Below are 22,378 nucleotides of genomic sequence, written 5' to 3'. Positions count from 1 at the left end.
CTCGATCCTCCCTCGCGGCCAGGGCACCCGCCGATGTGGGCTTCGCCATGCCCTACTGGCGACCGGGATTCTACGAACTCCTGAGCGGGTGCGGAAGCACCTATTGAGACCTTCGCGACCGACCTAGCGTGAGCGGAAACGAAGGGAGCGTCATGTCCTCTCAGGGCTCCAACCACTACAACGCCGCGCTCGACGACCAGCTGAAGCACGAGGCGCAGCCGATCATCCAGGGCCACGGCCCCGCGCACGTCGAGGAATGGCGGCAGACCGTCGCCCTTCCTGACGACACCGACGATCCCGAAGCCGTCATCGCCTGGGGCATCGACGGTCCTCTCAAGGAGGCGCCGGACGACGTCACCACAGGCGCGGTCTCCGAGATGGACGACCGCCCCTAGCGCTGATGCGCGCAGGCGCCACCGCACACAGGTCTGATGCGACGGGCGGATGCCCGGAAGGAGTTGGAACCATGTCCCAGGGTCCGAACAGTCATGCGGACACGCTCGATCGCCAGCTGATCGACACGCTCCGCCAGGGCGGATGGTGGATCACGATCTACACCGATGCCTCGATGGACTCCCCCGACCCCCGCGGCGTCCAGGAGGCTCGGCATCGCGCCATCCTCGATCGACTGCACGAGCGGGACGTTCCGGCGGAGCACCTCCAGGCGATCGCAGATGCGCTGGCCGGAACGGAAGGCGTGCCGAGCCCCGCCGGCCGCTATCTCCTCACGTGCGAGGGCCGCATCGTGCACAATCAGGTGCTTCCTGGTGCGCTGGTGGGACCGGAGGTGGTCGATGCAGGACCGATCCCGCTCCTCGTCCCCCTCCTTCGGCATCGAGGGGATGAGATCTGCTACCTCGTGGTCGAAGCGGGTCGCGAGGGCGGCGAGGTGAGCGTCTTCTCCTCCGCGTCGGCCGAGCCCCAGACTTCGGACAACGTGCAGGGCAGGGACGACACCCTCAAGAAGTTCCAGGGGGCCGGATGGTCGCACCTGCGCTACCAGCGGCACACCGAGGCGATCTGGAAGCAGACCGAATCCGAGCTGGCGGCGGTCGTGGACCGCCTCGCCGACGAGCACCGTCCCCGGCTGATCGTGGTCGCCGGCGATGTGCACGCCCGTCGGTTCCTCGTGGAGCAGCTCTCATCGGCGAGCCAGCAGCTCGTCGCGCAGCTCGATGCCAACACCAGGGCCGATGGCGCATCTTCCGCGACCCTCGACGAGTTCGTGGATCGGGAGCTCCGAAAGCTCACCGAGTCCGATCGGCGCCGGGATCTCGACCGGCTCGCCACGGAGCTCGGCAAGGAGGACGGTGCGGGCGAGAGCGGCGTGGGCTGGACGGTGCACGCCCTCCGCCAGGCGCAGGTCGAGATCCTCCTCGTGGATCCGGACGCGCTCGAGGGCAGGACCCTGCTCGCGCTCGACGCCGAGCCGTGGATCGCGACAGCGCCGGAGGACGCGACGTCGGCGAAGATCCTCGGCAGCGTCCCCGCCGCGGAAGCGCTCGTCCGCGCGGCGGCGCTCACCGACGCCGCCGTGCGCATCAGCCGGCTCGAATCGGAGACGGCAGGTGCGGCGGGCCTCCTGCGGTGGCCCGCTGCCGCGCCCACCGGGGGCTGAGTCCCCCGGTCCCACCTCAGCCCGATCGCGGAGTACGAAGCACTGAATGGAGATCTCGATGACTGAAGCGCCCGAGCGGTCCACCCTTCCGCTGCCCGACTACGACCACATCCCTCAGGGGACCCTGGCGTCGAGGATCAGCGCGCTCGATGAGGCCGGAGTGACCGCCCTGCTGGACTACGAGCGCGCCCACGGCGACCGGCTGCCGGTCCTGCTTGTCCTGGAGCACCGCCTGAAGCAGCTGCAGGCCGGGGCTGAGCCCGCGGGAGCGGTCGAGCAGGAGATGCCGGAGGTCACCTCCTCAGCCGGAGGGTCTCCGGTCTCGCCTGCCACCAGCGGCCCGCCGATCAATCCGCCGTCGCAGGGCGTTCCTACCAACCCGGCTCAGCCGCGCTGACTCGGCCGGAGGCCGAACGAGGCTTCCCCTCAGTCGGACTTGCCCGGCCGGACCGCTGCGGTGTCGGCGATGTCGATGCGCACCGCGCCCGACTCGGTCTCTGACGTCTCTATCCGCGGAGCGGCCGACTGCTCGGCGTCCGAGCCTTCGCGGTCGGGCTTGTCCCCCGGTGCCGAGGTCAGCTGGTCCCGGCGCTTGGCCTCGAAGTCGTCGTCGGTCATCTGCATCTCCTCGTTCGGTCCGCTGAGTCCACCACAGAAGCGACCCGCGTCTCAACGCGGTGCTGCGGACGGAACGCGCTGGTCTGTCAGTGCGTTTCGTCCGCAGCACCGCGTCGGGTCCGCAGCGCCGCGCTAGCCGCCGTGAGGTGCGGATTCCACCACAGCGGCGAGGCCGTTGAGGCGCAGGGTCGTGCCGCCCCGGAGATGGGGCAGATCGGCGCTGCCATCTCCGGTCCGCACGAGGAAGGCCACCTGCTCCGTCCAGGTCAGCGCGGTCCCTTCCGCGTCGTCCGCCAGGAGGACGGTCGCCAGAGCGGCCCAGTGGACCACATCGTTGATGATCGACTCGTAGGAGAAGACGAGGCGGACGCCCGGGAGGATGTCGGCGTACTGGGAGCGATACGCCAGGCGCTCGATGCGGCCGTCGGGAATCGTGAACGTGCTGTGCGCTCGCTCCCCAGACCCGACCTCGAAGGTGTGGTCGTAGCTCGCCCCTGCACCCGGCAGGCGGAACCATCGGCGGCGGATGTCCGCGTCGCCGAAGGCCGCGAAGACGCGGGCCCGTGGCGCGGCCAGCCGGCGTCGGACCGTGAACGTCTCATGCCGGACATCCGACGGATCAGTGTCCGGATCCACCGCTGCCGCGCCATCGGTCATGGCTGAACACTGCCATACGGTCAAAACACTGCCGCCGGCGGACGTGTTCTGTCCGCAGGACCGTGTTGGCCCGCCGCGCTAACCGTTCGCGCTCAGGCGATCGGGACGTCCCGTTCCCGCACCGCGGGCCCGGCAGACCTCGTTCCCCCGGTGTCGGTGAGGATCTTGATGACCGCCCAGCCCACCGCCGTGATCGGCACGGAGAGGATCGCGCCGACGATCCCGCCGAGGACCGTGCCGATGGTGAGTGCCAGCAGGATGACGAGCGGGTGCAGCTTGAGCGAGTTGCCCATCAGCACCGGCTGCAGGAAGTTGCCCTCGAGCTGGTTGACCAGGACGACGATGCCGACGACGATCAGGGCGGTGACCGGCCCGTTGGCCACCAGCGCGACCAGTGCCGCGAGGATGCCTGCGGCGGTCGCCCCGACGATCGGGATGAATGCGGTGATGAACACGACGACCGCCAGCGGCAGCGCGAGCGGGACACCGCAGATCAGCAGGCCGACGCCGATGAAGATGGCATCGACGGCCGCCACGGTCGCCGTGCCGCGCACGTATCCACCGAGCACCCGCACACCCGTGTGACCGATCCGGCGCCCCTTCTCGAGCCGCTCGCCGCTGAACGGACGCAGGAAGAAGTTCCAGATCGTGTCCCCGTCGCGGAGGAAGTAGAAGAGCACCACGAGCGCGAGCACCAGTCCGGTGATGAGCTCCCCCGCCACCGAGACGCCGGCCAGGGCGCTGGTGCCGAAGCTCGAGCTCGTCAGATAGTCGACGACCGCCTGCTGAGCGCCGTCGAGCTGGCTCTGATCGATGGGCAGGTTGAGCCCGGTGACGAAGTCCTGCAGCTGACCGAAGCCCTCCACCGCCTGGTCGGCGAGGTCAGCCCACTGGTTGCGCACCGCGAACACCACGGCGGTGATGATGCCGCCGAAGACGAGCAGGCTGCCGAGGAAGACGATCAGGGTCGAGACGGTGCGCGAGCGCCCGTGGTTGCGCAGCCACATGATGACCGGGGCCCCGGCGGACGCCAGGATGATGGCGATCAGCACCGGGATGACCACGATCTTCAGCGCGATCAGGGCGTAGATCACGGCGACCGCGAGGATCAGCACGAGGATCACCTGCCCGCTGCGCAGCCCCGCGCGGCCGAGCGGATCGGTGAGCGAGGTGAGGAGCTTGCCGCGCCGCGGGTCTGCGACCAGGTGGGAGACCGGACGGGCGACAGGGTCGACGACAGACGGCTTCGAGCGCTTCAGCATGCGGAAAGCCTATGGGCCAACCGAGCACTCGATGCGCATCGTCCCTGATCCGAAGCGCAATTGAGACTTCGTCGAAAACGGAACGGGCCGCCGCCCCGAAGGACGACGGCCCGTTGCCGATGAAGCGAGTGTCAGCCGCGGACGGTGACGGGCTCGTCGAGCGCGTAGCCCTCTTCGCCGTGCACCGACGTGTCGATGCCGGCCTGCTCGTCCTCGTTCTTGATCCGGAAGCCGATCGTCTTCTCCAGGATGAAGCCCAGGAGGGCGGTCGAGAAGAAGGAGAACACGAGCACTGCGAGCGCACCGAGCGCCTGCGCGCCGAGCTGCGTGGCGGAGCCGGTGTAGATGAGGCCGATGCCGTTGCCGAACACGCCCACCCACAGGGTTCCGATGATGCCGCCGACGAGGTGGATGCCCACCACGTCGAGTGCGTCATCGAAGCCGAGGCGCCACTTGAGGTCGATCGCCAGGGCGCAGACAGCACCGGTCACCAGGCCGAGCACCATGCCCCAGAAGGGCGTGAGGATGTTGCAGGCGGGGGTGATGGCGACGAGGCCAGCCACGGCGCCGGATGCGGCACCGATCGAGGTGGGCTTGCCGTCCTTGATCTTCTCGACGATCAGCCAGCCGATGATGGCAGCGGCCGGGGCGGCGAGGGTGTTGATCCAGGCGAGGGCCGCGATGCCGTCGACCGCTGCCTCGGAGCCGGCGTTGAAGCCGAACCAGCCGAACCAGAGGAGCGAGGCGCCGAGCAGGGTCAGCGGCACGTTGTGCGGCTTGGCCATGCCCTTCGCGAAGCCGATGCGCTTGCCGAGGACGATGGCGAGCGCGAGGCCCGCTGCGCCCGCGTTGATGTGCACCGCGGTTCCACCGGCGAAGTCGTTGACTCCCAATCCATAGACGATCCAGCCGCCGTCCGTCAGGCCCTCATCTCCGAGAGTGAAGTTGAACACCCAGCTGGCCACGGGGAAGTAGACGAAGGTCACCCAGATGGCGCAGAAGATCATCCACGTGCCGAACTTCGCCCGGTCGGCGATGGCGCCCGAGATCAGTGCGACGGTGATGATGGCGAAGGTGGCCTGGAAGCCCGCGAATGCGAGCGCGTACAGGTCGGGTCCGCCGTCAGCCGCGGTGAGCTGCGGGATCATGCCGAAGTTCGTGAACGGGTTGCCGATCACGTGCGGGATGACCCAGTCGTCACCCGAGGTGAACGACATGGAGTACCCGTACAGCACCCAGAGGACGGCGACGATGGCGATGGCGCCGAAGCTCATCATCATCATGCTGAGGACGCTCTTGGCTCGGACCATGCCGCCGTAGAAGAAGGCGACGCCGGGGGTCATCAGCAACACCAGTGCGGCGGCGACCAGCAGCCACAGGGAATTGATAGCGGTAATTGGATCCATCGAGTTCAGAGAACCTCTCGTGATGTGATTGCGGGAAAACGCATGTCCTCGTGCAGGTGAGGGCGACGTTCGTCCCGGTCATTCTGTCGGGACGACGTTTCCGAGAGGGTCAGGGCACGTTTCGGGTGTGTTACACCGAATGCCCGAAGGTAACGATCTGTTTTCGGCGAACTGCCAGTGTCGTCGGGGGCGGGTCGGAGGGCACGACGGCAGGCGTGTCACGCGGGCGTCGGAGCCGCCATCGGGCGTTCGGCTGACGGTCGTTCCCGCGTCGCCCGGTGGTCACTCCGTGAGCGCGATGAGCCTCGAGGTGGCACGGAGGTACTTCTTCCGGTATCCCCCGGTGAGCATGTCGGCGCCGAAGACGGAGTCGAGCGGGACACCGCTCGCGGAGATCCGCACCTGCGCGTCGTACAGGCGGTCGACGAGGGCGACGAAGCGCAGCGCGTCCGTCTGGCTCTCCAGGACCCGGACCTGGTGGATGCCGATCGCGCCGAGCCCGTCGACCATCTTCACGTAGCGCGACGGATGCACGGTGGCCAGGAACTCGAGGATGTCGTCGAAGCCGTCCTCGGTGGCGGCGCCCATGCCTGCGCGCTCGAGCACCGATGCGGCGATGGCGTCGTCGTCGACGGTCTTCGCAGCGCCCTCCACATCACGGCGGCGGTAGTCGAGCCCGTCGATGCGCAGGGTGTCGAAGTTGGCGGACAGCGACTGGATCTCGCGGAGGAAGTCCGCCGCGGCGAACCTGCCCTCCCCCAGCGCGTTGGGAGGCGTGTTGGAGGTCGCCGCGATCCGGCTGCCCGTCTTCACCAGTTCACCCAGCAGCCGGGTCATCACCATCGTGTCGCCCGGATCGTCGAGCTCGAACTCGTCGATGGCGATCAGACGGGCGCCCGTCAGGAGCGCCACGGCTTCGCGGTACCCAAGGGCCCCAACGAGCGCGGTGTACTCGATGAAGGTGCCGAAGTACTTCGGGCCGGGCGCGAGATGCCAGAGCGCTGCCAGGAGATGGGTCTTGCCGACGCCGAAACCGCCGTCGAGGTACACACCCGGCTTCTGCGCCGGAGCCTTCTTCTTGAACCAGCCGCCGCCAGGCTGGGCGCCCCACTGGGCGGCGAACGAGCGCATCTTCTCGACGGCCTCGGTCTGCGAGGGGTAGTCGGCGTCCGGGGTGTAGTTGTCGAGGCTGGCGCCCAGGAACTGCGGAGGCGGCACCAGGTAGCCGGCGATCTCCGCCCCGCTCAGCGTGGGGGCGCGGTCGACCAGGCGGCCGATGGTGGCGGGCGTCGAGTCGGTCAGCGCAGTTCCAATGTCCGAGGGGTGCGACGTCGGGTGCGACGTCGGAGTGCGGCGTAGCGGTACGTCACGATCGACACCGGCGGGCGGTGCGCGTTCTAGAGTCGAAACGCTCAGCAGAGTCCGATGAGCGCTCCGGAAGCGCCGCCGATCAGCCTAGTAGCGGCCCCGTCCCCGAGCTGAAGTCGCCCTGCCGGGCTTTCCGCACGTCGCAATGAAAGAGGTCCCCCGCATGGTGCTTGCCGCCGATCCGTCCGAGAAGTTCGCAGGCTTCGCGCATCCCGAGCGCCTCGTCAGCACCGAGTGGCTGGCCCAGCACCTCGGCGAGCCGGGGCTGGTCGTGGTCGAGTCCGACGAGGACGTCCTGCTCTACGAGACCGGACACATCCCCGGCGCGGTCAAGGTCGACTGGCACACCGAGCTCAACGACCCCATCGCCCGCGACTACATCGACGGTGCAGGCTTCTCCACACTGCTCGGATCGAAGGGCATCAGTCGGGACAGCACGGTCGTCATCTACGGCGACAAGAACAACTGGTGGGCCGCGTACGCGCTCTGGGTGTTCACCCTCTTCGGTCACGAGGACGTCCGCCTGCTCGACGGCGGCCGCGCCAAGTGGGAGGCCGAAGGACGCGAGTACACGACCGACAAGCCCGCGATCACCGCCGTCGACTACCCGGTCGTCGAGCGCGACGATGTCACGGTGCGCGCGTTCAAGGAGGACGTTCTCGCTCACCTCGGCTCGCCGCTGGTCGACGTCCGCAGCCCGGAGGAGTTCTCCGGCGAGCGCACGACGGCTCCGGCCTATCCCGAAGAGGGTGCCCTGCGCGGCGGTCACATCCCGAGCGCCCAGAACGTGCCGTGGGCCAAGGCGGTCGCCGAGGACGGGACCTTCAAGACCCCCGTCGAGCTCGACGCCGTCTATCGCGCGGGAGCCGGGCTGAAGCAGGGCGATCCGGTCATCGCCTACTGCCGCATCGGCGAGCGCTCGAGCCACACGTGGTTCGTGCTCACCCACCTGCTCGGCTTCGAGAACGTGCGCAACTACGACGGCTCGTGGACCGAGTGGGGCAGCGCGGTCCGCGTCCCCATCGTGCGCGGCTCCGAGCCGGGAGTCGTCCCGTCGCGTTGATCCCGCTGCACGGATCAGGGGATTGCCCCCGAATCGACGGCTTTCGGGTGACTCAACGCCCCCGTCGACCGGGCATCCCCTGATCGGTGCAGACCGCGCTCCCCAATGAGCGCGTCATAATCGAGGCCATGACCAGCGATCTGCCCGAATCGCTTGCGGTGATCCGCGACGACTTCCTCGCCCTCGACCAGCCCGACCGGCTGCAGCTGCTCCTCGAGTTCTCCGGCGAGCTTCCGGCCCTTCCCGAGCATCTGAAGGATCACCCCGATCTGCTCGAGCGCGTCGAGGAATGCCAGTCGCCGGTCTTCATCGTCGTCGAGCTGGAGGACGACGCCGCGCAGACCGTGCGGATGCACGCGACGGCACCGCGCGAGGCGCCGACCACCCGCGGCTTCGCCTCGATCCTCGTCCAAGGGCTGAGCGGGTTGACCGCCGACCAGGTCCTCGAGGTCCCCTCCGACTATCCGCAGATGCTCGGCCTGAACGACGCCGTATCGCTGTTGCGCATCCGGGGAATGGGCGGGATGCTCGCCCGCGTGAAGCGGCAGATCGCGCTCAAGCGGGTCGCGGCGTGACCGTCCACCTGGCCCGCCGGACGGTGCGCCCCGCATGCTGACCCGTCTGCTTCCGTCTCCGTCCATCAGCCACGATCCCGAGGACGAAGGCTTCCGCGACTGGCTGAGCCAGCTCTACTCCTTCGAGACCTCGAGCATCGTCCGGATCAACATGATCGCCTCCATCAACGGCTCTGCGGTCGGCACGGACGGCTCATCGGACACCCTGACCGGCGGCAACGACCGCAGGATCATGGGCGTGATCCGCACCCACGCCGACGTGGTCGTGGTCGGTGCGCGCACCGTGCGCAGGGAGGGGCTCTCGTCGCCCCGACGGGCGCGGCTTGCGATCGTGACCCGATCCGGCGACCTCACGGGCCACAGGCTGGACGAGTCGGCGTCGGTGCCGCTCATCGTCTGCCCGCCGGATGCGATCTCCACCGTCGAGGAGCAGCTCTCGGACATCGAGCACGAGGTCATCGAGCTGTCCTCCGACGCCATCGATCCCCGCGAGATCGTCACCGCGCTGGATGAGCGAGGGCTGCGCAGCATCGTCTGCGAGGGCGGGCCCAGCCTCGCCGCGGCATTCCTCGACGCGGGGGTCGTGGACGAGCTGTGCATGACGACCTCACCCAAGCTGCGCTCCCCCGGCGTGCCGATGCTCGCGCGCGTCGGCGCGATGATCGACACCCATCTCATCCATTTACTGGTCGACGACGACTCCTACCTCTACGCCCGCTGGGCGATCGACGGCCCGCAGTAGGTCCGCCTCAGCGAAGTGAATCATGTGGCTGCCTCGTCGTGATCAAGCCAGCCGTTCCGGTCACCTGAACCAGAGGCAGACGTGAGTGGGCTTCGACGCGAGCGCTCCGCGCTCGGCTCAGCCACCGGTGGTTGTTCGTTGGTCGAGCAGCGACGGCTACGGCGCGTATCGGGGCTCTCCCCAAGGGCCTCGATACGGGCGCGGGGCGCCCTACTCGACCAACGAGCGCCCTGGTCCAGCGGGGCGCGCTACTCGGCCGGCGAGGCGGGTGGCGCGTCGTCGAGCTTCGCGAGCCACTCCGCGATCGACGCGTTCCAGAGATCGCGGTCGTAGTTCCAGAGCTTGGTGTGCCGAGCGGTCTCGAACGGCACGAAGGTCACGATGTCAGGCCGCGCCGCGGCGAGCTCGCGCGATCCGTTGGAGGGCACGAAGCCGTCGTCGTCGCTGTGCAGGATGAGCACGGGAACCGCCAGCTCGTCCGCACGGCGCACGAAGTCGAGCCGGGCGAGGTCGATGGGCTTGCGCTGCCCGGTGAACAGGCGGCCCCAGGGCTTGCTGATCAGCGCCAGGATCCCTGACTTCACCGGGCCGGGGAGGGACATCGCCTCGCCCTGGTAGCGGAGGGTGTCGACCCAGTTGATGACGGGCGAGTCGAGCACCACGCCCCGCACCACGGACGCGACGCGGGACCGGGTGGCGGCCTGCAGCACCGTCGCGCCGCCCATGGACCAGCCCATCAGCACGACCGACTGCGCTCCGTGCTCGAGCGCGTAGAGCACGGCGGATTCGACATCGAGCCACTCGATGTCGCCGAGCGCGTAGCGGTGGTCGGGGCTCTGCGGAGCCTCGCCGTCATTGCGATAGGAGATCAGCAGCGAGGTGTAGCCCGCCGCGCGGAACACCGGGATCGCGCGCAGCGCCTCCTGACGCACCGTGGCGCGACCGTGCACCTGGATCACCCACCGATCCGACGGGCTCTCCGGATCGCCGCCGACCCGCAGGTCCGCCGCCGGGATCAGCCAGGCGGGGGCGTTGCCCAGGCTGGTCTGCACGCGGACGTCGTCGAACGGGATCCCGAGCTCACCGGGGCTCAGGTAGTACCAGCCGGTGAAGCGGCCGGCCCGAGCGGCGCTGAGGTCGCCATGATCGACCGCGATCACCTTGCGGGTCACGGTGGTGGGCGTGCGCGAGACGATCTGGCCGACCCGCGCGTGGCCCGTTCCCTGCGCGAACCAGAAGCTGTAGTCGCCCGGAAGTAGAGCATCGTCGCTCGCGCTCAGCTGGACGGTCCCCTCGGTCGCGTCGTAGCCGATGACCCGGGTGTCCTCTGTCCTCCTGCGCGGCGGAGTGACGATCGTCCGGGCGACGGAGGTCGTGACTGCGCCGGCGAACAGGGCGCCCGCGGTGACCACTCCGCCGAGCGCGACCACGACGCCGAGCGCCGACCGCGCCCTGCCTGGTCTCGTTCCCCGCGCCATGCCCATCGTCTCCGGGTCTCCGCCCGAGAATCGGGATCGCGCCACAAGCTATCAAACGGCTGACGATTCCTCGCTGACCGACGCCCGAGCGCTCGCCCGACCCGTGACGATGAGGCCCGTGACTCGGGCGGCCATCGCGGGCGACGGATCTGCGCTCTGCCCCCATCATGGGGACTTCGCGAAGACGTGACGCACCGTGGTATCTTCCGCCCCGACACAGCCCGCCTGCTTTAGTCTCGTCGTGTGGCCACCGTCAAGGACAGCACGCCGCCGGCCGAGTTCCAGACCGCACTGGCGTCCATCGAGAACGCCCGCCTCCGCGCGGACCTCGTCATCGACCGCATTCCCGCCCCCACCGGCCTCGCGCCCTGGTCCGTGGCCCTCGCAGCCGACGTGAACCCGGCCCCGCACGGCGCCGAGTCCGACCTCGGCACCGGCCGCCTCGTGCTGCTCTACGACGAGGACGAGCCCGAGGCGTGGGGCGGCGCCTTCCGCATCGTCTGCTTCGCGCAGGCACCCCTCGAGACCGAGATCGGCCTCGACCCCTTCCTCGCCGAGGTCACCTGGTCGTGGCTGACGGACGCGCTCGACCAGCGCGGCGCGCAGTACGAGTCGGCATCCGGCACGGCCACCAAGATCATCTCCACCGGCTTCGGCGAGCTGGCCCGCCAGGGCGACGGCGCCAAGATCGAGCTGCGGGCGTCGTGGACTCCCCTCGAGGCCGATGTCTCCGCGCATGTGGAAGGCTGGTGCGAGTTGGTATGCATGCTCGCGGGCCTTCCGCCTGCGGCCGAGGGAGTGACTTTGCTATCTGCACGACGAGCTGGGCGTGGCTGACCCGACCTCCAGTCTCGCTGCAGCGGGCGCCGCAGATGTCGAGAGCCCAGACACCGATAGCGCAGACGCCGATAGCGCAGACGCACGGAGCGCAGACCTCGACGCCGCGCACTCCGATGGGGCATCCACTCATGGCGCGCCTGCATCGCCCGCACCCGAGCCGCCACCCGCTCCCCTGCCTGAGGCGACACTCGCCGAGCGCCCCGTGGTCACGGACACCCGTGAGGCCTACCTCGCGGCGGTCGCCGCGATCGCCGGCGGCCACGGCCCCGTCGCGGTGGACGCCGAACGGGCCAGCGGCTTCCGCTACTCGCAGCGCGCGTATCTGATCCAGGTATTCCGTCGCGGCGCAGGCACCTTCCTCTTCGATCCTCCGGCCATCGGCGACTTCAGCGACCTCGCCGCCGCGATTCAGCACGAGGAGTGGATCATCCACGCCGCCAGCCAGGACCTCACCTGCCTGCGCGAGGTCGGCCTCGATCCCGAGCGGATCTTCGACACGGAGCTGGCCGCACGTCTGCTGGGCATCCCCCGCGTCGGGCTCGGCACGGTCGTCGAGGAGCTGCTCGGGCTGCACCTGGCCAAGGAGCACTCGGCCGCCGACTGGTCCACCCGGCCGCTGCCCGAGTCGTGGCTCAAGTACGCGGCGCTCGACGTGGAGCTTCTGGTCGACCTGCGCGACAAGATGGCCGAGCTGCTCACCGAGACGGGCAAGACCCGGATCGCGGAAGAGGAGTTCGAGGCGGTCCGGCACCGCGAGCTCAAGATCGTGCGCACCGACCCGTGGCGGCGCCTCTCCGGTCTGCACAGCGTCAAGGGAGCCCGCGGCTTCGCCGTGGCCCGGGAGCTCTGGCAGAGCCGCGACGAGCTCGCCCGCAGCCTCGATGTCGCGCCCGGGCGCCTCGTGCCGGACGCATCGCTGGTCGCGGTGGCGCGCAGCATCCCATCCAGCAAGCGGGAGCTGGCCGCCATGCGCGACTTCTCCGGCCGCGCGAGTCGCTCCGAACTCGATCGGTGGTGGGGCGCGGTCAGCCGCGCCCTCGAATCGGAGGATCTGCCGCAGGTGCGCGTTCCCGGTGACTCGATGCCTCCGCCGCGCGCGTGGGCGGATCGCAACCCCGCCGCCGACCGACGACTGAAGAACGCCCGCGCCGCGGTGACGGCCATCGCCGAGTACCTCGAGCTGCCGGTCGAGAACCTGATCACCCCCGACACGCTTCGCCGGGTCGCCTGGTCGCCGCCTGCTCCGGCGGACGAGCAGACCGTCGGCGCCGCCCTGATCGAGCTCGGCGCACGTCCCTGGCAGGCGGAGGCGATCGCGGGCGCTGTGGCCGACTCGTTTGTCAGTGCTCGCCAACCCATCCCGATCGAGGATCCCGCCGCTTCGTAGGTTGGCTCAATGGATTCAGCTCCTGTCAGGCGCTGTTCGTAGGATCGATGCGGCCCATCGCCGATCCCCCATCGCTCTGCACGATCCCGTGCCGCGCCCGGGGCGCACGATGCACAGTGCGGATCCAGAAGATCCGGACTGCGTCGGTGGGCGCACTCGCAAGGATTCAGGAGGGCATAGTGGCCGAAGGCAATGACGTCGTATTCGTGGATGGGGTCCGCACCCCGTTCGGTCGGGCGGGCGAGAAGGGCATCTACTGGAACACCCGCTCGGACGATCTGATCGTGAAGGCCATGAAGGGCCTGCTCGAGCGCAACCCCCAGGTGCCCGGTGACCGGATCGACGACGTGGCGATCGCCGCGACCACCCAGACCGGAGACCAGGGACTGACCCTCGGCCGCACCGCGGCGCTGCTCGCGGGACTCCCCCAGTCCGTCCCGGGCTACGCCATCGACCGGATGTGCGCCGGAGCGATGACCTCGGTGACGACGACCTCGGGCGCCATCGCCTTCGGCGCCTACGACCTCGCCATCGCCGGCGGCGTCGAGCACATGGGCCGCCACCCGATGGGATTCGGGGCCGACCCCAATCCGCGCTTCCTCTCGGAGCGCATCGTGAGCGCCGACGCCCTCAACATGGGCAACACCGCCGAGCGGATCCACGACCGGTTCCCCGCGCTCACCAAGGAGCGCTCCGACCACTTCGCCATGCGCAGCCAGCAGAAGACCGCCGAGGCCTACGCGAACGGCAAGATCCAGCCCGACCTCATCCCGGTCGCCATCAACAGCCCGCAGGGTTGGGGCCTCGCCACCGAGGACCAGGGCATGCGCCCTGAGACCACCATGGAGAGCCTCGCCACCCTGCGCACGCCCTTCCGTCCGCACGGCCGGGTGACCGCGGGCAACGCGTCTCCGCTCACCGACGGCGCCACGGTCTCGCTGATGGCCAGCGCTGCGGCGGCCAAGGAGTTGGGCCTCAGCCCGAAGATGAAGCTCGTCAGCTTCGCCTTCGCCGGCGTCGAGCCCGAGATCATGGGAATCGGACCGGTCCCCGCGACCGAGAAGGCCCTCAAGAAGGCCGGGATGTCGATCGACCAGATCGGGCTCTTCGAGCTCAACGAGGCGTTCGCCATCCAGGTCCTGTCGCTGCTCGACCACTTCGGCATCGACGACGACGATCCCCGCGTCAACCAGTGGGGCGGCGCGATCGCGATCGGCCACCCCCTGGCGGCATCCGGCGTGCGCCTGATGCTGCAGCTCGCCGCGCAGTTCAAGGAGCACCCGGAGGTCCGCTACGGCATGACCGCCATGTGCATCGGCCTCGGACAGGGCGGAAGCGTCATCTGGGAGAACCCGGCCTGGAACGGCAAGAAGTGGGAATCGGGAGCGCTCGGCAAGGCGTCGAAGCAGCTCTCCAAGGACCGTGCGGCAGAGAGCAGGGCAGCCAAGTGAGCACCATCGAGACCGGCTCGAAGAGCACCAAGTCCGACGCGAAGCCCGTCGACTACTCCACGATCGACTTCAGCGAGCTCGAGGCCATGTCCGCCGACGAGGTCGTCACGCACTCCTTCGTGCGCGACATCCCCCTGACCGGCGGCAAGGTCCTCGCCCTCGTCACCCTCGACAACGGCCGCGACCACACGCGCCCCAACACCCTGGGGCCGGTGACCCTGCTCGAGCTGGGTCGGGTCTACGACGAGCTGACCGCTCGCGCCGCACGCGGCGAGATCCACGCCGTCGCGACCACCGGCAAGCCGTTCATCCTCGCCGCGGGCGCCGACCTGTCGAAGGTCAGCGACATCCCCTCCCAGGCGGCCGCGAAGAAGCTGGCGCAGCTCGGCCACTTCGTGCTCGGCAAGCAGGCCGACTTCGGCGTGCCGTCGTTCGTCTTCATCAACGGGCTCGCGCTCGGCGGCGGGGTCGAGATCGGCCTCAACGCCGACTACCGCACGGTCGACGCGTCGGTTCCGGCGTTCGCGCTGCCCGAGGTCTTCCTCGGCCTCATCCCCGGCTGGGGCGGCGCCTACCTGCTGCCCAACCTCATCGGGATCGAGAACGCGCTCAAGGTCGTCATCGAGAACCCGCTCAAGCAGAACCGGATGCTCAAAGCGAAGGACGTCCTCGAGCTCGGCATCGCGGACGCGATGTTCTCCTCGATCAACTTCCTCGAGGACTCCATCCGCTGGGCCGACCAGGTCGTCTCCGGCACCATCAAGGTGAAGCGGCCGAACGAGCCCGGCAAGCTCGAGCGGCTCGCCAAGTGGGACATCGCCATCGGCATCGCCCGCAAGAGCCTCGAGTCGAAGATCGGCACCGTGCCCAAGTCGCCCTACAAGGCGCTCGAACTGCTGGCGGGAGCCAAGCGGGCGACCAAGGCCGAGGGCTTCGCGGCCGAGGACGAGGCGCTCGCCGAGCTCATCGCGGGCGACCAGTTCCAGGCGAGCATCTACGCCTTCAACCTGGTTCAGAAGCGCGCCAAGCGCCCCGCCGGCGCCCCCGACAAGAAGATCGCCCGTCCTGTCACCAAGGTGGGCGTCATCGGCGCCGGCCTGATGGCCAGCCAGTTCGCGCTCCTCTTCCTGCGCCGCCTGCAGGTGCCCGTCGTCATCACCGACATCGACCAGGCGCGCGTCGACAAGGGGCTCGACTACATCCGCGGCGAGATCGCCACCCTGCTCTCCAAGGGGCGGATCGTGCGCGACGAAGCCAACCGGCTCAACGCACTGCTGACCGGAACCACGAACCGTGCCGACTTCGCCGACTGCGACTGGGTCATCGAGGCCGTCTTCGAGGAGCTCGGCGTCAAGCAGGAGGTCTTCGGCGACATCGAGAACTACGTCTCCCCCGAGGCCGTGCTCGCCACGAACACCTCGTCGCTGTCGGTCGAGCAGATCGGCGCCAAGCTGAAGAACCCGGAGCGCCTGGTCGGCTTCCACTTCTTCAACCCCGTCGCCGTCATGCCGCTCATCGAGGTCGTCAAGACGCCCGCGACGAACGACGAGACGCTCTCGACCGCCATGGTCACCGCCGCCAAGCTGAAGAAGAACGCGGTCATCACCCGCGACACCCCCGGCTTCGTGGTCAACCGGATCCTCGCCAAGGTGCTCGGTGAGGCGATGCACGCCGTCGACACCGGCACGTCGTTCGAGACGGTCGACGCGGCGGTCAAGCCGTTCGGCCTGCCGATGACGCCGTTCGTGCTGCTCGAGCTCGTGGGCCTCAAGGTGGGCGCGCACGTGCTCGACACGCACCACAGCGCCTTCCCGGACCGGTTCTTCGACAGTCGGAGCCTTCACGAGCTGGCCGACCTCGGCCGGATCTACGAGAAGGACGGCAAGGGCAACATCAAGGGCGTCGACAAGGCGGCCCTCAAGATCGTCGCCTCGCACTCCAAGGGCAACGAGAAGCCGCAGACGGCGGCAGAGCTGCAGGTGCGGATCGAGGACGGCCTGGCCGACGAGGTCAAGCGGATGCTCGACGACGGGGTCGTCTCGGCAGCGGAGGACATCGACCTCTGCCTGGTCCTCGGCGCCGGCTACCCGTTCCACATGGGCGGCCTGACGCCCTACCTCGACCGCTCCGGCGCCAGCCAGCGCGTGTTCGGGGGAACCTTCCACACCCCACCCATCGCCGGCGTCGTCTGACCTGAGCTCCCCGCGGTAGAAAGTGGCTCCCCGCTACGGAAGTGTCCGTAGCGGGGAGCCACTTTTCCCAGCGCGGACGGCCCCGGGCTAGCGCCCGATGGTCGACATGTCGGCGTAGCGGTCTCCCGACGGTGCGGCGATGTCGGACAGCGTCGCCAGCTGCTCCGCCGAGAGCTCGACCTCGTCCGCGGCGACGTTCTCCTCGAGGCGCGTGACCTTCTTCGTGCCGGGGATGGGCGCGATGTCGTCCCCCTGGGCTAGCAGCCATGCGAGGGCGACCTGGGCGGGCGTCGCGCCGACCTCGGTGGCGACGCGCTCGACACTGTCGACGATCGCGAGGTTGGCCTCGAGGTTCTCACCCTGGAATCGCGGATTGGCGCGACGGAAGTCGTCGGCGTCCAGCTGGTCGACCGAGCGCACAGCTCCGGTCAGGAACCCGCGGCCGAGGGGCGAGTACGGCACGAGGCCGATTCCGAGCTCGCGCAGAGTCGGGAGGACATCGCCTTCGGGATCACGCGTCCACAGCGAGTACTCGCTCTGCAGAGCCGTGACCGGATGCACGGCGTGCGCTCGTCGGATCGTCGCCGACGATGCCTCGGACAGCCCGATGTGCAGGATCTTTCCCTCCGCGACCAGCTCGGCGAGGGCACCCATGGTCTCCTCGACTGGCACGCCCGGGTCCATCCTGTGCTGGTAGTAGAGGTCGACGTGATCGGTGCCGAGTCGGCTGAGCGACCCCTCGATCGCCTGACGGACTCGCTCTGGGCTGCCGTCGGTGCTGCGTCCGCCGTCCTGCGCCGGATAGATGCCGAACTTGGTCGCGATCTTCACCTGATCGCGCCGATCGCCCAGCGCCTTGCCGAGGAGGACCTCGTTCGTGTGCGGGCCGTACATCTCCGCGGTGTCGAAGAGGGTGACTCCGAGGTCGATCGCGCGGTGAATGGTGCGGATGGATTCCGCCTCGTCCACACCGCTGCCGGTGTAGAAGGCCGACATCCCCATGCAGCCGAGGCCGACGCGGCCGACCTCGAGTCCCGATCCGAGTTGTGCTGTCTTCATCGCTGTTCCTGTCCTGTCTGTTGTGCTTCTCGCTCGGCGACCGTCGTCTCGTACAGCGCGATCTTGATGTCGATCGCCTCGAGACTCGCCGTGACCTCACGCAGCTGCTGTCGCACGCTCTCCCGGTGTCGGGTGAGCAGGGCGAGCCGCGCCCCGGAGGTGTTCTCCCCGGCGCGCACCAGTTCGACGTAGAGCTTGAGATCCCGAATGGGCATCCCCGTCGACCGGAGCTTGGTGAGGAAGCTCACCCACGTGATGTCGCCGTCGGAGTACCGCCGATGCGTGCTGGACGCGCGCTCGATCGAGCCGAGCATCAATCCCTCACGCTCGTAGTAGCGGAGCGTGTGGGTGCTGAGTCCTGAGGCGTCGGCCATCTGCGAGATGGAGAGCGAGGTCTCCGTGATCGTCATGGTCCCACGCTAGAACTTGAAGCGCACTCGAAGTCAACTTGAGGGAACAGCGCCCGACTCAGGCAGCCACTGGTGCGGCGAAGCGTGTCACGAAGTCGACGGCGATCTCCGCCACCTCGCGCCAGCCCGAGTCGATCGTCAGCGAGTGGCCGCGCCCCGGCACCTCGACGATCTCGGTGACGCCCGGGTTCTTGGACTGCAGCTTGTACGCCGCGTGGGCGACGACCAGCGGAACGGTGGTGTCGTTGGCGCCGTTGAGGATGAGGAGCGGACCGCGCTCGGGATTCCTGGTGTCGACGCGGGTCTCCGAGAACGGGTTGAGGTTGGCGGTCGCCGCCTGGAAGAGCGGCACCCCGGATGCCGCCACGTGGTAGGTCTCGTAGAGCTGCCGCGCCTCGGCCTCGTCGAGGTTGCTGGTCCAGCCGTAGTTGAACTGCTCGAAGGTCAGAGCGACCGCTCGCCCGAGGTTCGCCGGATTGCCGAGCACCGGAGCGGCCGACTTGAGCGATGACAGCGGCAGCTGCAGCACGCCCTTGAACTGCGCCGGATCCACGGCGACCGTCGCCGCGGATACTCCCTCTCCGGCAATCTTCTGAGCGATCAGCCCGCCGAATGAATGACCGATGACAGCGGGCGTGAGAGTGAGCAGCGAGATCGCCTCGAGGTAGTGGTCGGTGACCTGCGCCACCATCTTGTTGGCGAAGACCTCGGGATCGGCTCTCGCCTCCTCCACGGAATCCGGATCGTCGGGCCAGCTCGGCGCGATCGTGGCATAGCCCTTCTCCTCGGCGAGGCCGCGCCAGTTCTGCCAGCTGCTCGACAGCAGCCACAGGCCGTGGACGAACACGATGGGAGTCACCCCTGAGGCGTTGGCACGTTCGATGTCGGCGATCTCGTGGTCTGTCAGCGTTCCCATGGGTCGGTCTCCTGGCCTCTGCGGCATCCGATCGGACGCCGTCGGGAGCACGCTAACGACGGCGAGACACCTCTGTCTTGTCTGCACCGGCACGTGCTGTGGCGTACCTGCGGCCCGGCGGCGTCCTACCGGCGGTGTGGCCCCACCGCTAGGTTCGAGGCCATGGCCGCCGTCATCGAGATCGACGATCTTCCGCCGACAGACCGCATCGAGTTCCTCCGCCAGCACATGCTGGCCTCGCGCGTGCCGCTGATGCTGGAGCCGCGACCGTCCGAGACGGTGCGCGTGCGCGCGAACTGGACCGATCTCGGAAGCGCCTCCCTGCTCAGCACCGACGCGACCGGCGGTTCGGTGCATCGGACGCCGCGCCTGGTCCGTGACGACACGGAGCCCGCCGTGGTCATCAGTCTGCTCGAGATGGGGACCTCGACGGTGACGCAGCACGACCGGGTGGCGCGCCAGCGTGCGGGCACGCTCGTGGTCTACGAGAGCACGTCACCGTTCGTGACCACCTTCGATCGCGTCACTCTGCGGCATTCGGTGATCGCGCCGCGCGCGGCGGTGGGCCTCTCCGCCCAAGCCCTCCGAGAGCTGACGGCGCGCGAGATACCGCTGCACCACCCCGTCGGCGGACTGCTGGCCACGTACCTGGCACGCCTGTCCCGAGCGGTGCCGCGGATGACGCCGCACCAGCGCGAGCTCAGCGGCTCGGCCACGCTGGCGATGCTCCGCGAGCTCGCCGGCGGTCTGATGGACGAGGCCGACGGCGACGTCCGCCTCTCCGCTCTTCCAGAGCTGATACTCGAGTACCTCGAACGGCATTTCCGCCGCTCGGACCTCAGCGCCGAGGAGGTGGCGGCGCGCTGCTCGATCTCGGAGCGCCATCTCTACGCGGTCCTCGCCGGTCGAGGACTCCGCCTACGGAGATGGCTTCGCGAGCGACGACTGACCGAGGCCGCCGAGCTCCTGCGCTCGCAGCCGCCGACGACGACCGTGTCGGAGATCGCGCACCGCAGCTGGTTCGCCGACCACGCTCACTTCTCGAAGGAGTTCCTCAGCCGCTACGGGGTCACCCCGACCGAGTGGCGCCGAGGTGAGAGCGCCGCGTAGTCAGGACGCTCACGTGCACCATGGGCGTGAGCTGCGACTGACACTGAGCTCCCCGCGGTAGGAAGTGGCTCCTCGCTGCGGAAGTATCCGTAGCGGGTAGCTACTTTCCATAGCGGCGAGTGTCAGCTGCGGCGGGCGGGATCCGACTCGTCGTCGGCCTGCAGCGCCTCACGCGCGGGCAGGGGTCGGGCGATCGGGATCTTCGTGCCGAGCACCTGGGACACCAGGTCGCGGGCGATCTGCTGAGGGGTGAGGCCCACACGCTCGAAGATCTCGGCGCGCGTCGCGTGCTCGAGGAACTCGTCGGGCAGCCCGAGCTCGGTGAGGGCGGTGTCCACGCCGGCGGCGCGGAGGTCCTGGCGGATGCGGGTGCCGATCCCGCCGACCTTGATGCCGTCCTCCATCGACGCGACGATGCGGTGCTCGCGCGCCAGCTCGATGATGCTCGTGGGCACGGGGACGACCCAGCGCGGATCGACGACGGTGGCGCCGATCCCCTGAGCCTCGAGCCGGTCGGCCACCTCGAGCGCCATGGAGGCGAACGGTCCGACCGCGACGAGCAGGACGTCCTTGACCTGACCCTCACGCAGCACGTCGACGCCATCCGCCGTGCGGCGCAGAGCGGGCACGTCGGGCCCGACGGAGCCGCGCGGGAAGCGGATGACGGTGGGCCCGTCGTCGACCAGCACGGCCTCGGCGAGCTCCTCGCGCAGCCGGGCCTCGTCGCGTGGTGCGGCGAGCCGGATGCCGGGCACGACCTGCAGGATGGAGAGGTCCCACATCCCGTGGTGGCTGGCCCCGTCTGGCCCCGTCACACCCGCGCGGTCGAGCACGAAGGTGACGCCCGCCTTGTGCAGGGCGACATCCATCAGCACCTGATCGAACGCGCGGTTGATGAACGTGGCGTAGATGGCGACGACGGGATGCATCCCGCCGAAGGCCAGGCCGGCGGCGGACGTGGTGGCGTGCTGCTCGGCGATGCCGACGTCGATGACCCGGCCGGGGTGCCGCTCGGCCAGCTTGTTGAGGCCCGTCGGACGGAGCATGGCGGCCGTGATGCCGACGATCCGCTCATTGTCGTCCGCCAGCGTCGCGAGCTCGTCGGCGAACACGGAGGTCCAGGCGGGCCCCGAGCTCTTCGATGCGATCGGCTCGCCGGTCTCGGGATCGATCTGCCCGACCGCATGGAACTGATCGGCGACGTCCTTGACGGCCGGCGCGTAGCCGCGGCCCTTCTGGGTGATCGCGTGCACGATCACCGGCAGCTCGTAGTTCTTCGCCTGGCGGAGGGCCTCCTCGAGGGCGCCCAGGTCGTGGCCGTGGATCGGGCCGATGTACTTGATGTCGAGGTTGGAGTACAGGCCCTCGTTGCCGGCGAAGCGGCTGAGGAATCCGTGCAGCGCACCCCGGGTCGCCCGGTAGATGGCGCGTCCCGGACGACCGAGCCGGTTGAACAGGTTGCGCGAGCCGAGATAGAGGTCCCGGTAGGCGCGACGCGTCCGCACGTCGTTGAGGAATCGCGCCAGTCCGCCGATGGTGGGCGCATAGGAGCGGCCGTTGTCGTTGACGATGATCACCAGGCGGCGGTTGTTGTCGTCGCTGATGTTGTTCAGCGCCTCCCAGGTCATCCCGCCGGTCAGCGCCCCGTCGCCCACAACGGCGACGACGTGGCGATCGGTCTGCCCGGTGAGGCTGAAGGCGCGCGAGATCCCGTCTGCCCAGGACAGCGAGCTGGAGGCATGGGAGCTCTCGACGATGTCGTGCTCCGACTCCGAGCGCTGCGGGTATCCGGCGAGGCCGTCCTTCTGCCGCAGCTCCGAGAAGTCCTGGCGCCCCGTGAGCAGCTTGTGCACGTAGGACTGATGCCCCGTGTCGAAGACGATGGCGTCCTTCGGCGAGTCGAAGACGCGATGCATGGCGATGGTCAGCTCGACGACGCCGAGGTTGGGCCCGAGGTGCCCACCGGTCTTGGAGACGTTGGCGACGAGGAACTTCCGCACGTCGGCGGCGAGCTCGACGAGCTGGTCCCGGGACAGCCGATCCAGGTCGCGGGGACCGCGGATCGTCTCGAGGATTCCCATCAGGCGAGTCTATTCACTGCCGCTGGACGCCCTTGCATTGGGGCGCTCGGCACTCCGATGTCGGCAGAGGGCCTCGAGACGGCGTTGGGCGCCTACTCGACCAGCGAAGTGAGTTCGTTGGTCGAGTAGGGCGTTCACGCCCGTA

Annotated in this window: 21 protein-coding genes; 11 read left to right on the top strand and 10 right to left on the bottom strand. The window is 69.0% G+C overall.

The window, feature by feature from the left end; all coding sequences use genetic code 11:
- Positions 1–152 precede the first annotated feature (152 nt).
- From E6C64_RS01115 to E6C64_RS01105, 3 genes are all read left to right on the top strand, one after another.
- On the top strand, positions 153–395 hold the full coding sequence (locus E6C64_RS01115; RefSeq protein ID WP_136425779.1) for a hypothetical protein: 243 nt from the start codon (positions 153–155) through the stop codon (positions 393–395).
- 71 nt (positions 396–466) lie between these two features.
- A complete protein-coding gene (locus E6C64_RS01110; RefSeq protein ID WP_136425778.1) occupies positions 467–1,618 on the top strand; it encodes a baeRF2 domain-containing protein in 1,152 nt (383 codons plus the stop codon).
- Positions 1,619–1,676: 58 nt separating this feature from the next.
- Positions 1,677–2,015, top strand: a complete 339-nt coding sequence (locus tag E6C64_RS01105; protein WP_136425777.1) for a DUF8129 domain-containing protein — start codon at positions 1,677–1,679, stop codon at positions 2,013–2,015.
- A 29-nt stretch (positions 2,016–2,044) separates the two neighbouring features.
- Here the strand turns inward: E6C64_RS01105 and E6C64_RS01100 are convergent, their stop codons facing one another.
- The 5 genes from E6C64_RS01100 to zapE all read right to left on the bottom strand — a co-directional run bounded on the left by E6C64_RS01100 (position 2,045) and on the right by zapE (position 6,863).
- Positions 2,045–2,236: a hypothetical protein gene (locus tag E6C64_RS01100; RefSeq protein ID WP_136425776.1), complete on the bottom strand. Its 192-nt coding sequence runs from the start codon at positions 2,234–2,236 to the stop codon at positions 2,045–2,047.
- A 132-nt stretch (positions 2,237–2,368) separates the two neighbouring features.
- Entirely contained in the window at positions 2,369–2,893 is a 525-nt protein-coding gene (locus tag E6C64_RS01095; RefSeq protein WP_136425775.1) for an SRPBCC domain-containing protein, read from the bottom strand.
- Between the two features lie 92 nt (positions 2,894–2,985).
- Positions 2,986–4,155: an AI-2E family transporter gene (locus tag E6C64_RS01090; RefSeq protein ID WP_136425774.1), complete on the bottom strand. Its 1,170-nt coding sequence runs from the start codon at positions 4,153–4,155 to the stop codon at positions 2,986–2,988.
- Positions 4,156–4,286: 131 nt separating this feature from the next.
- Positions 4,287–5,561 carry an ammonium transporter gene (locus E6C64_RS01085; protein WP_136425773.1) on the bottom strand — a complete coding sequence of 425 codons (1,275 nt, stop codon included), beginning with the start codon at positions 5,559–5,561 and terminating at the stop codon, positions 4,287–4,289.
- 282 nt (positions 5,562–5,843) lie between these two features.
- A complete protein-coding gene (gene zapE, locus E6C64_RS01080) occupies positions 5,844–6,863 on the bottom strand; it encodes a cell division protein ZapE (protein ID WP_136425772.1) in 1,020 nt (339 codons plus the stop codon).
- Between the two features lie 229 nt (positions 6,864–7,092).
- Here zapE and E6C64_RS01075 point away from each other — a divergent pair, with 229 nt between their 5' ends.
- The 3 genes from E6C64_RS01075 to E6C64_RS01065 all read left to right on the top strand — a co-directional run bounded on the left by E6C64_RS01075 (position 7,093) and on the right by E6C64_RS01065 (position 9,309).
- On the top strand, positions 7,093–7,992 hold the full coding sequence (locus E6C64_RS01075; RefSeq protein ID WP_136425771.1) for a sulfurtransferase: 900 nt from the start codon (positions 7,093–7,095) through the stop codon (positions 7,990–7,992).
- A 128-nt stretch (positions 7,993–8,120) separates the two neighbouring features.
- On the top strand, positions 8,121–8,567 hold the full coding sequence (locus tag E6C64_RS01070) for a SufE family protein (RefSeq protein WP_136425770.1): 447 nt from the start codon (positions 8,121–8,123) through the stop codon (positions 8,565–8,567).
- 34 nt (positions 8,568–8,601) lie between these two features.
- A complete protein-coding gene (locus E6C64_RS01065; protein WP_136425769.1) occupies positions 8,602–9,309 on the top strand; it encodes a dihydrofolate reductase family protein in 708 nt (235 codons plus the stop codon).
- A 248-nt stretch (positions 9,310–9,557) separates the two neighbouring features.
- Here the strand turns inward: E6C64_RS01065 and E6C64_RS01060 are convergent, their stop codons facing one another.
- The gene (locus E6C64_RS01060; RefSeq protein WP_158437691.1) at positions 9,558–10,787 is read right to left on the bottom strand and encodes an alpha/beta hydrolase family protein; all 1,230 of its coding nucleotides are present in this window, start codon (positions 10,785–10,787) and stop codon (positions 9,558–9,560) included.
- Positions 10,788–11,030: 243 nt separating this feature from the next.
- Between E6C64_RS01060 and E6C64_RS01055 the strand changes: the two genes are divergently transcribed.
- The 4 genes from E6C64_RS01055 (at position 11,031) to E6C64_RS01040 (ending at position 16,657) form a co-directional block, all read left to right on the top strand.
- Positions 11,031–11,624, top strand: a complete 594-nt coding sequence (locus tag E6C64_RS01055; protein WP_136425767.1) for a DUF3000 domain-containing protein — start codon at positions 11,031–11,033, stop codon at positions 11,622–11,624.
- Between the two features lie 175 nt (positions 11,625–11,799).
- Positions 11,800–13,014, top strand: a complete 1,215-nt coding sequence (locus tag E6C64_RS01050; RefSeq protein ID WP_136426358.1) for an HRDC domain-containing protein — start codon at positions 11,800–11,802, stop codon at positions 13,012–13,014.
- A 179-nt stretch (positions 13,015–13,193) separates the two neighbouring features.
- Positions 13,194–14,465: a thiolase family protein gene (locus E6C64_RS01045; protein ID WP_136425766.1), complete on the top strand. Its 1,272-nt coding sequence runs from the start codon at positions 13,194–13,196 to the stop codon at positions 14,463–14,465.
- A gap of 86 nt (positions 14,466–14,551) precedes the next feature.
- Positions 14,552–16,657: a 3-hydroxyacyl-CoA dehydrogenase NAD-binding domain-containing protein gene (locus E6C64_RS01040; protein WP_136426357.1), complete on the top strand. Its 2,106-nt coding sequence runs from the start codon at positions 14,552–14,554 to the stop codon at positions 16,655–16,657.
- Positions 16,658–16,744: 87 nt separating this feature from the next.
- Here E6C64_RS01040 and E6C64_RS01035 read toward each other — a convergent pair whose 3' ends face one another.
- Genes E6C64_RS01035 through E6C64_RS01025 form a run of 3 tightly spaced genes read right to left on the bottom strand, consistent with a single transcriptional unit; the run spans position 16,745 to position 19,042 of the window.
- Positions 16,745–17,716 (bottom strand): aldo/keto reductase, encoded by a 972-nt coding sequence (locus E6C64_RS01035; RefSeq protein WP_136425765.1) that lies wholly within the window; start codon positions 17,714–17,716, stop codon positions 16,745–16,747.
- Positions 17,713–18,126: a MerR family transcriptional regulator gene (locus tag E6C64_RS01030; protein WP_136425764.1), complete on the bottom strand. Its 414-nt coding sequence runs from the start codon at positions 18,124–18,126 to the stop codon at positions 17,713–17,715. The genes E6C64_RS01035 and E6C64_RS01030 overlap by 4 nt, the downstream gene beginning before the upstream one ends.
- 58 nt (positions 18,127–18,184) lie before the next feature.
- On the bottom strand, positions 18,185–19,042 hold the full coding sequence (locus E6C64_RS01025) for an alpha/beta hydrolase (RefSeq protein WP_136425763.1): 858 nt from the start codon (positions 19,040–19,042) through the stop codon (positions 18,185–18,187).
- Between the two features lie 162 nt (positions 19,043–19,204).
- Between E6C64_RS01025 and E6C64_RS01020 the strand changes: the two genes are divergently transcribed.
- A complete protein-coding gene (locus E6C64_RS01020) occupies positions 19,205–20,152 on the top strand; it encodes a helix-turn-helix domain-containing protein (protein ID WP_136425762.1) in 948 nt (315 codons plus the stop codon).
- 122 nt (positions 20,153–20,274) lie between these two features.
- Here the strand turns inward: E6C64_RS01020 and dxs are convergent, their stop codons facing one another.
- The gene (gene dxs, locus E6C64_RS01015; protein WP_136425761.1) at positions 20,275–22,233 is read right to left on the bottom strand and encodes a 1-deoxy-D-xylulose-5-phosphate synthase; all 1,959 of its coding nucleotides are present in this window, start codon (positions 22,231–22,233) and stop codon (positions 20,275–20,277) included.
- Positions 22,234–22,378: the final 145 nt, after the last annotated feature.

The sequence above is a fragment of the Naasia lichenicola genome, assembly GCF_004801885.1.
Taxonomy (GTDB): Bacteria; Actinomycetota; Actinomycetes; order Actinomycetales; family Microbacteriaceae; genus Naasia; species Naasia lichenicola.
The sequence above is the reverse complement of the archived record's forward strand: the minus strand, read 5'-3'. Positions and strand labels throughout refer to the sequence as shown.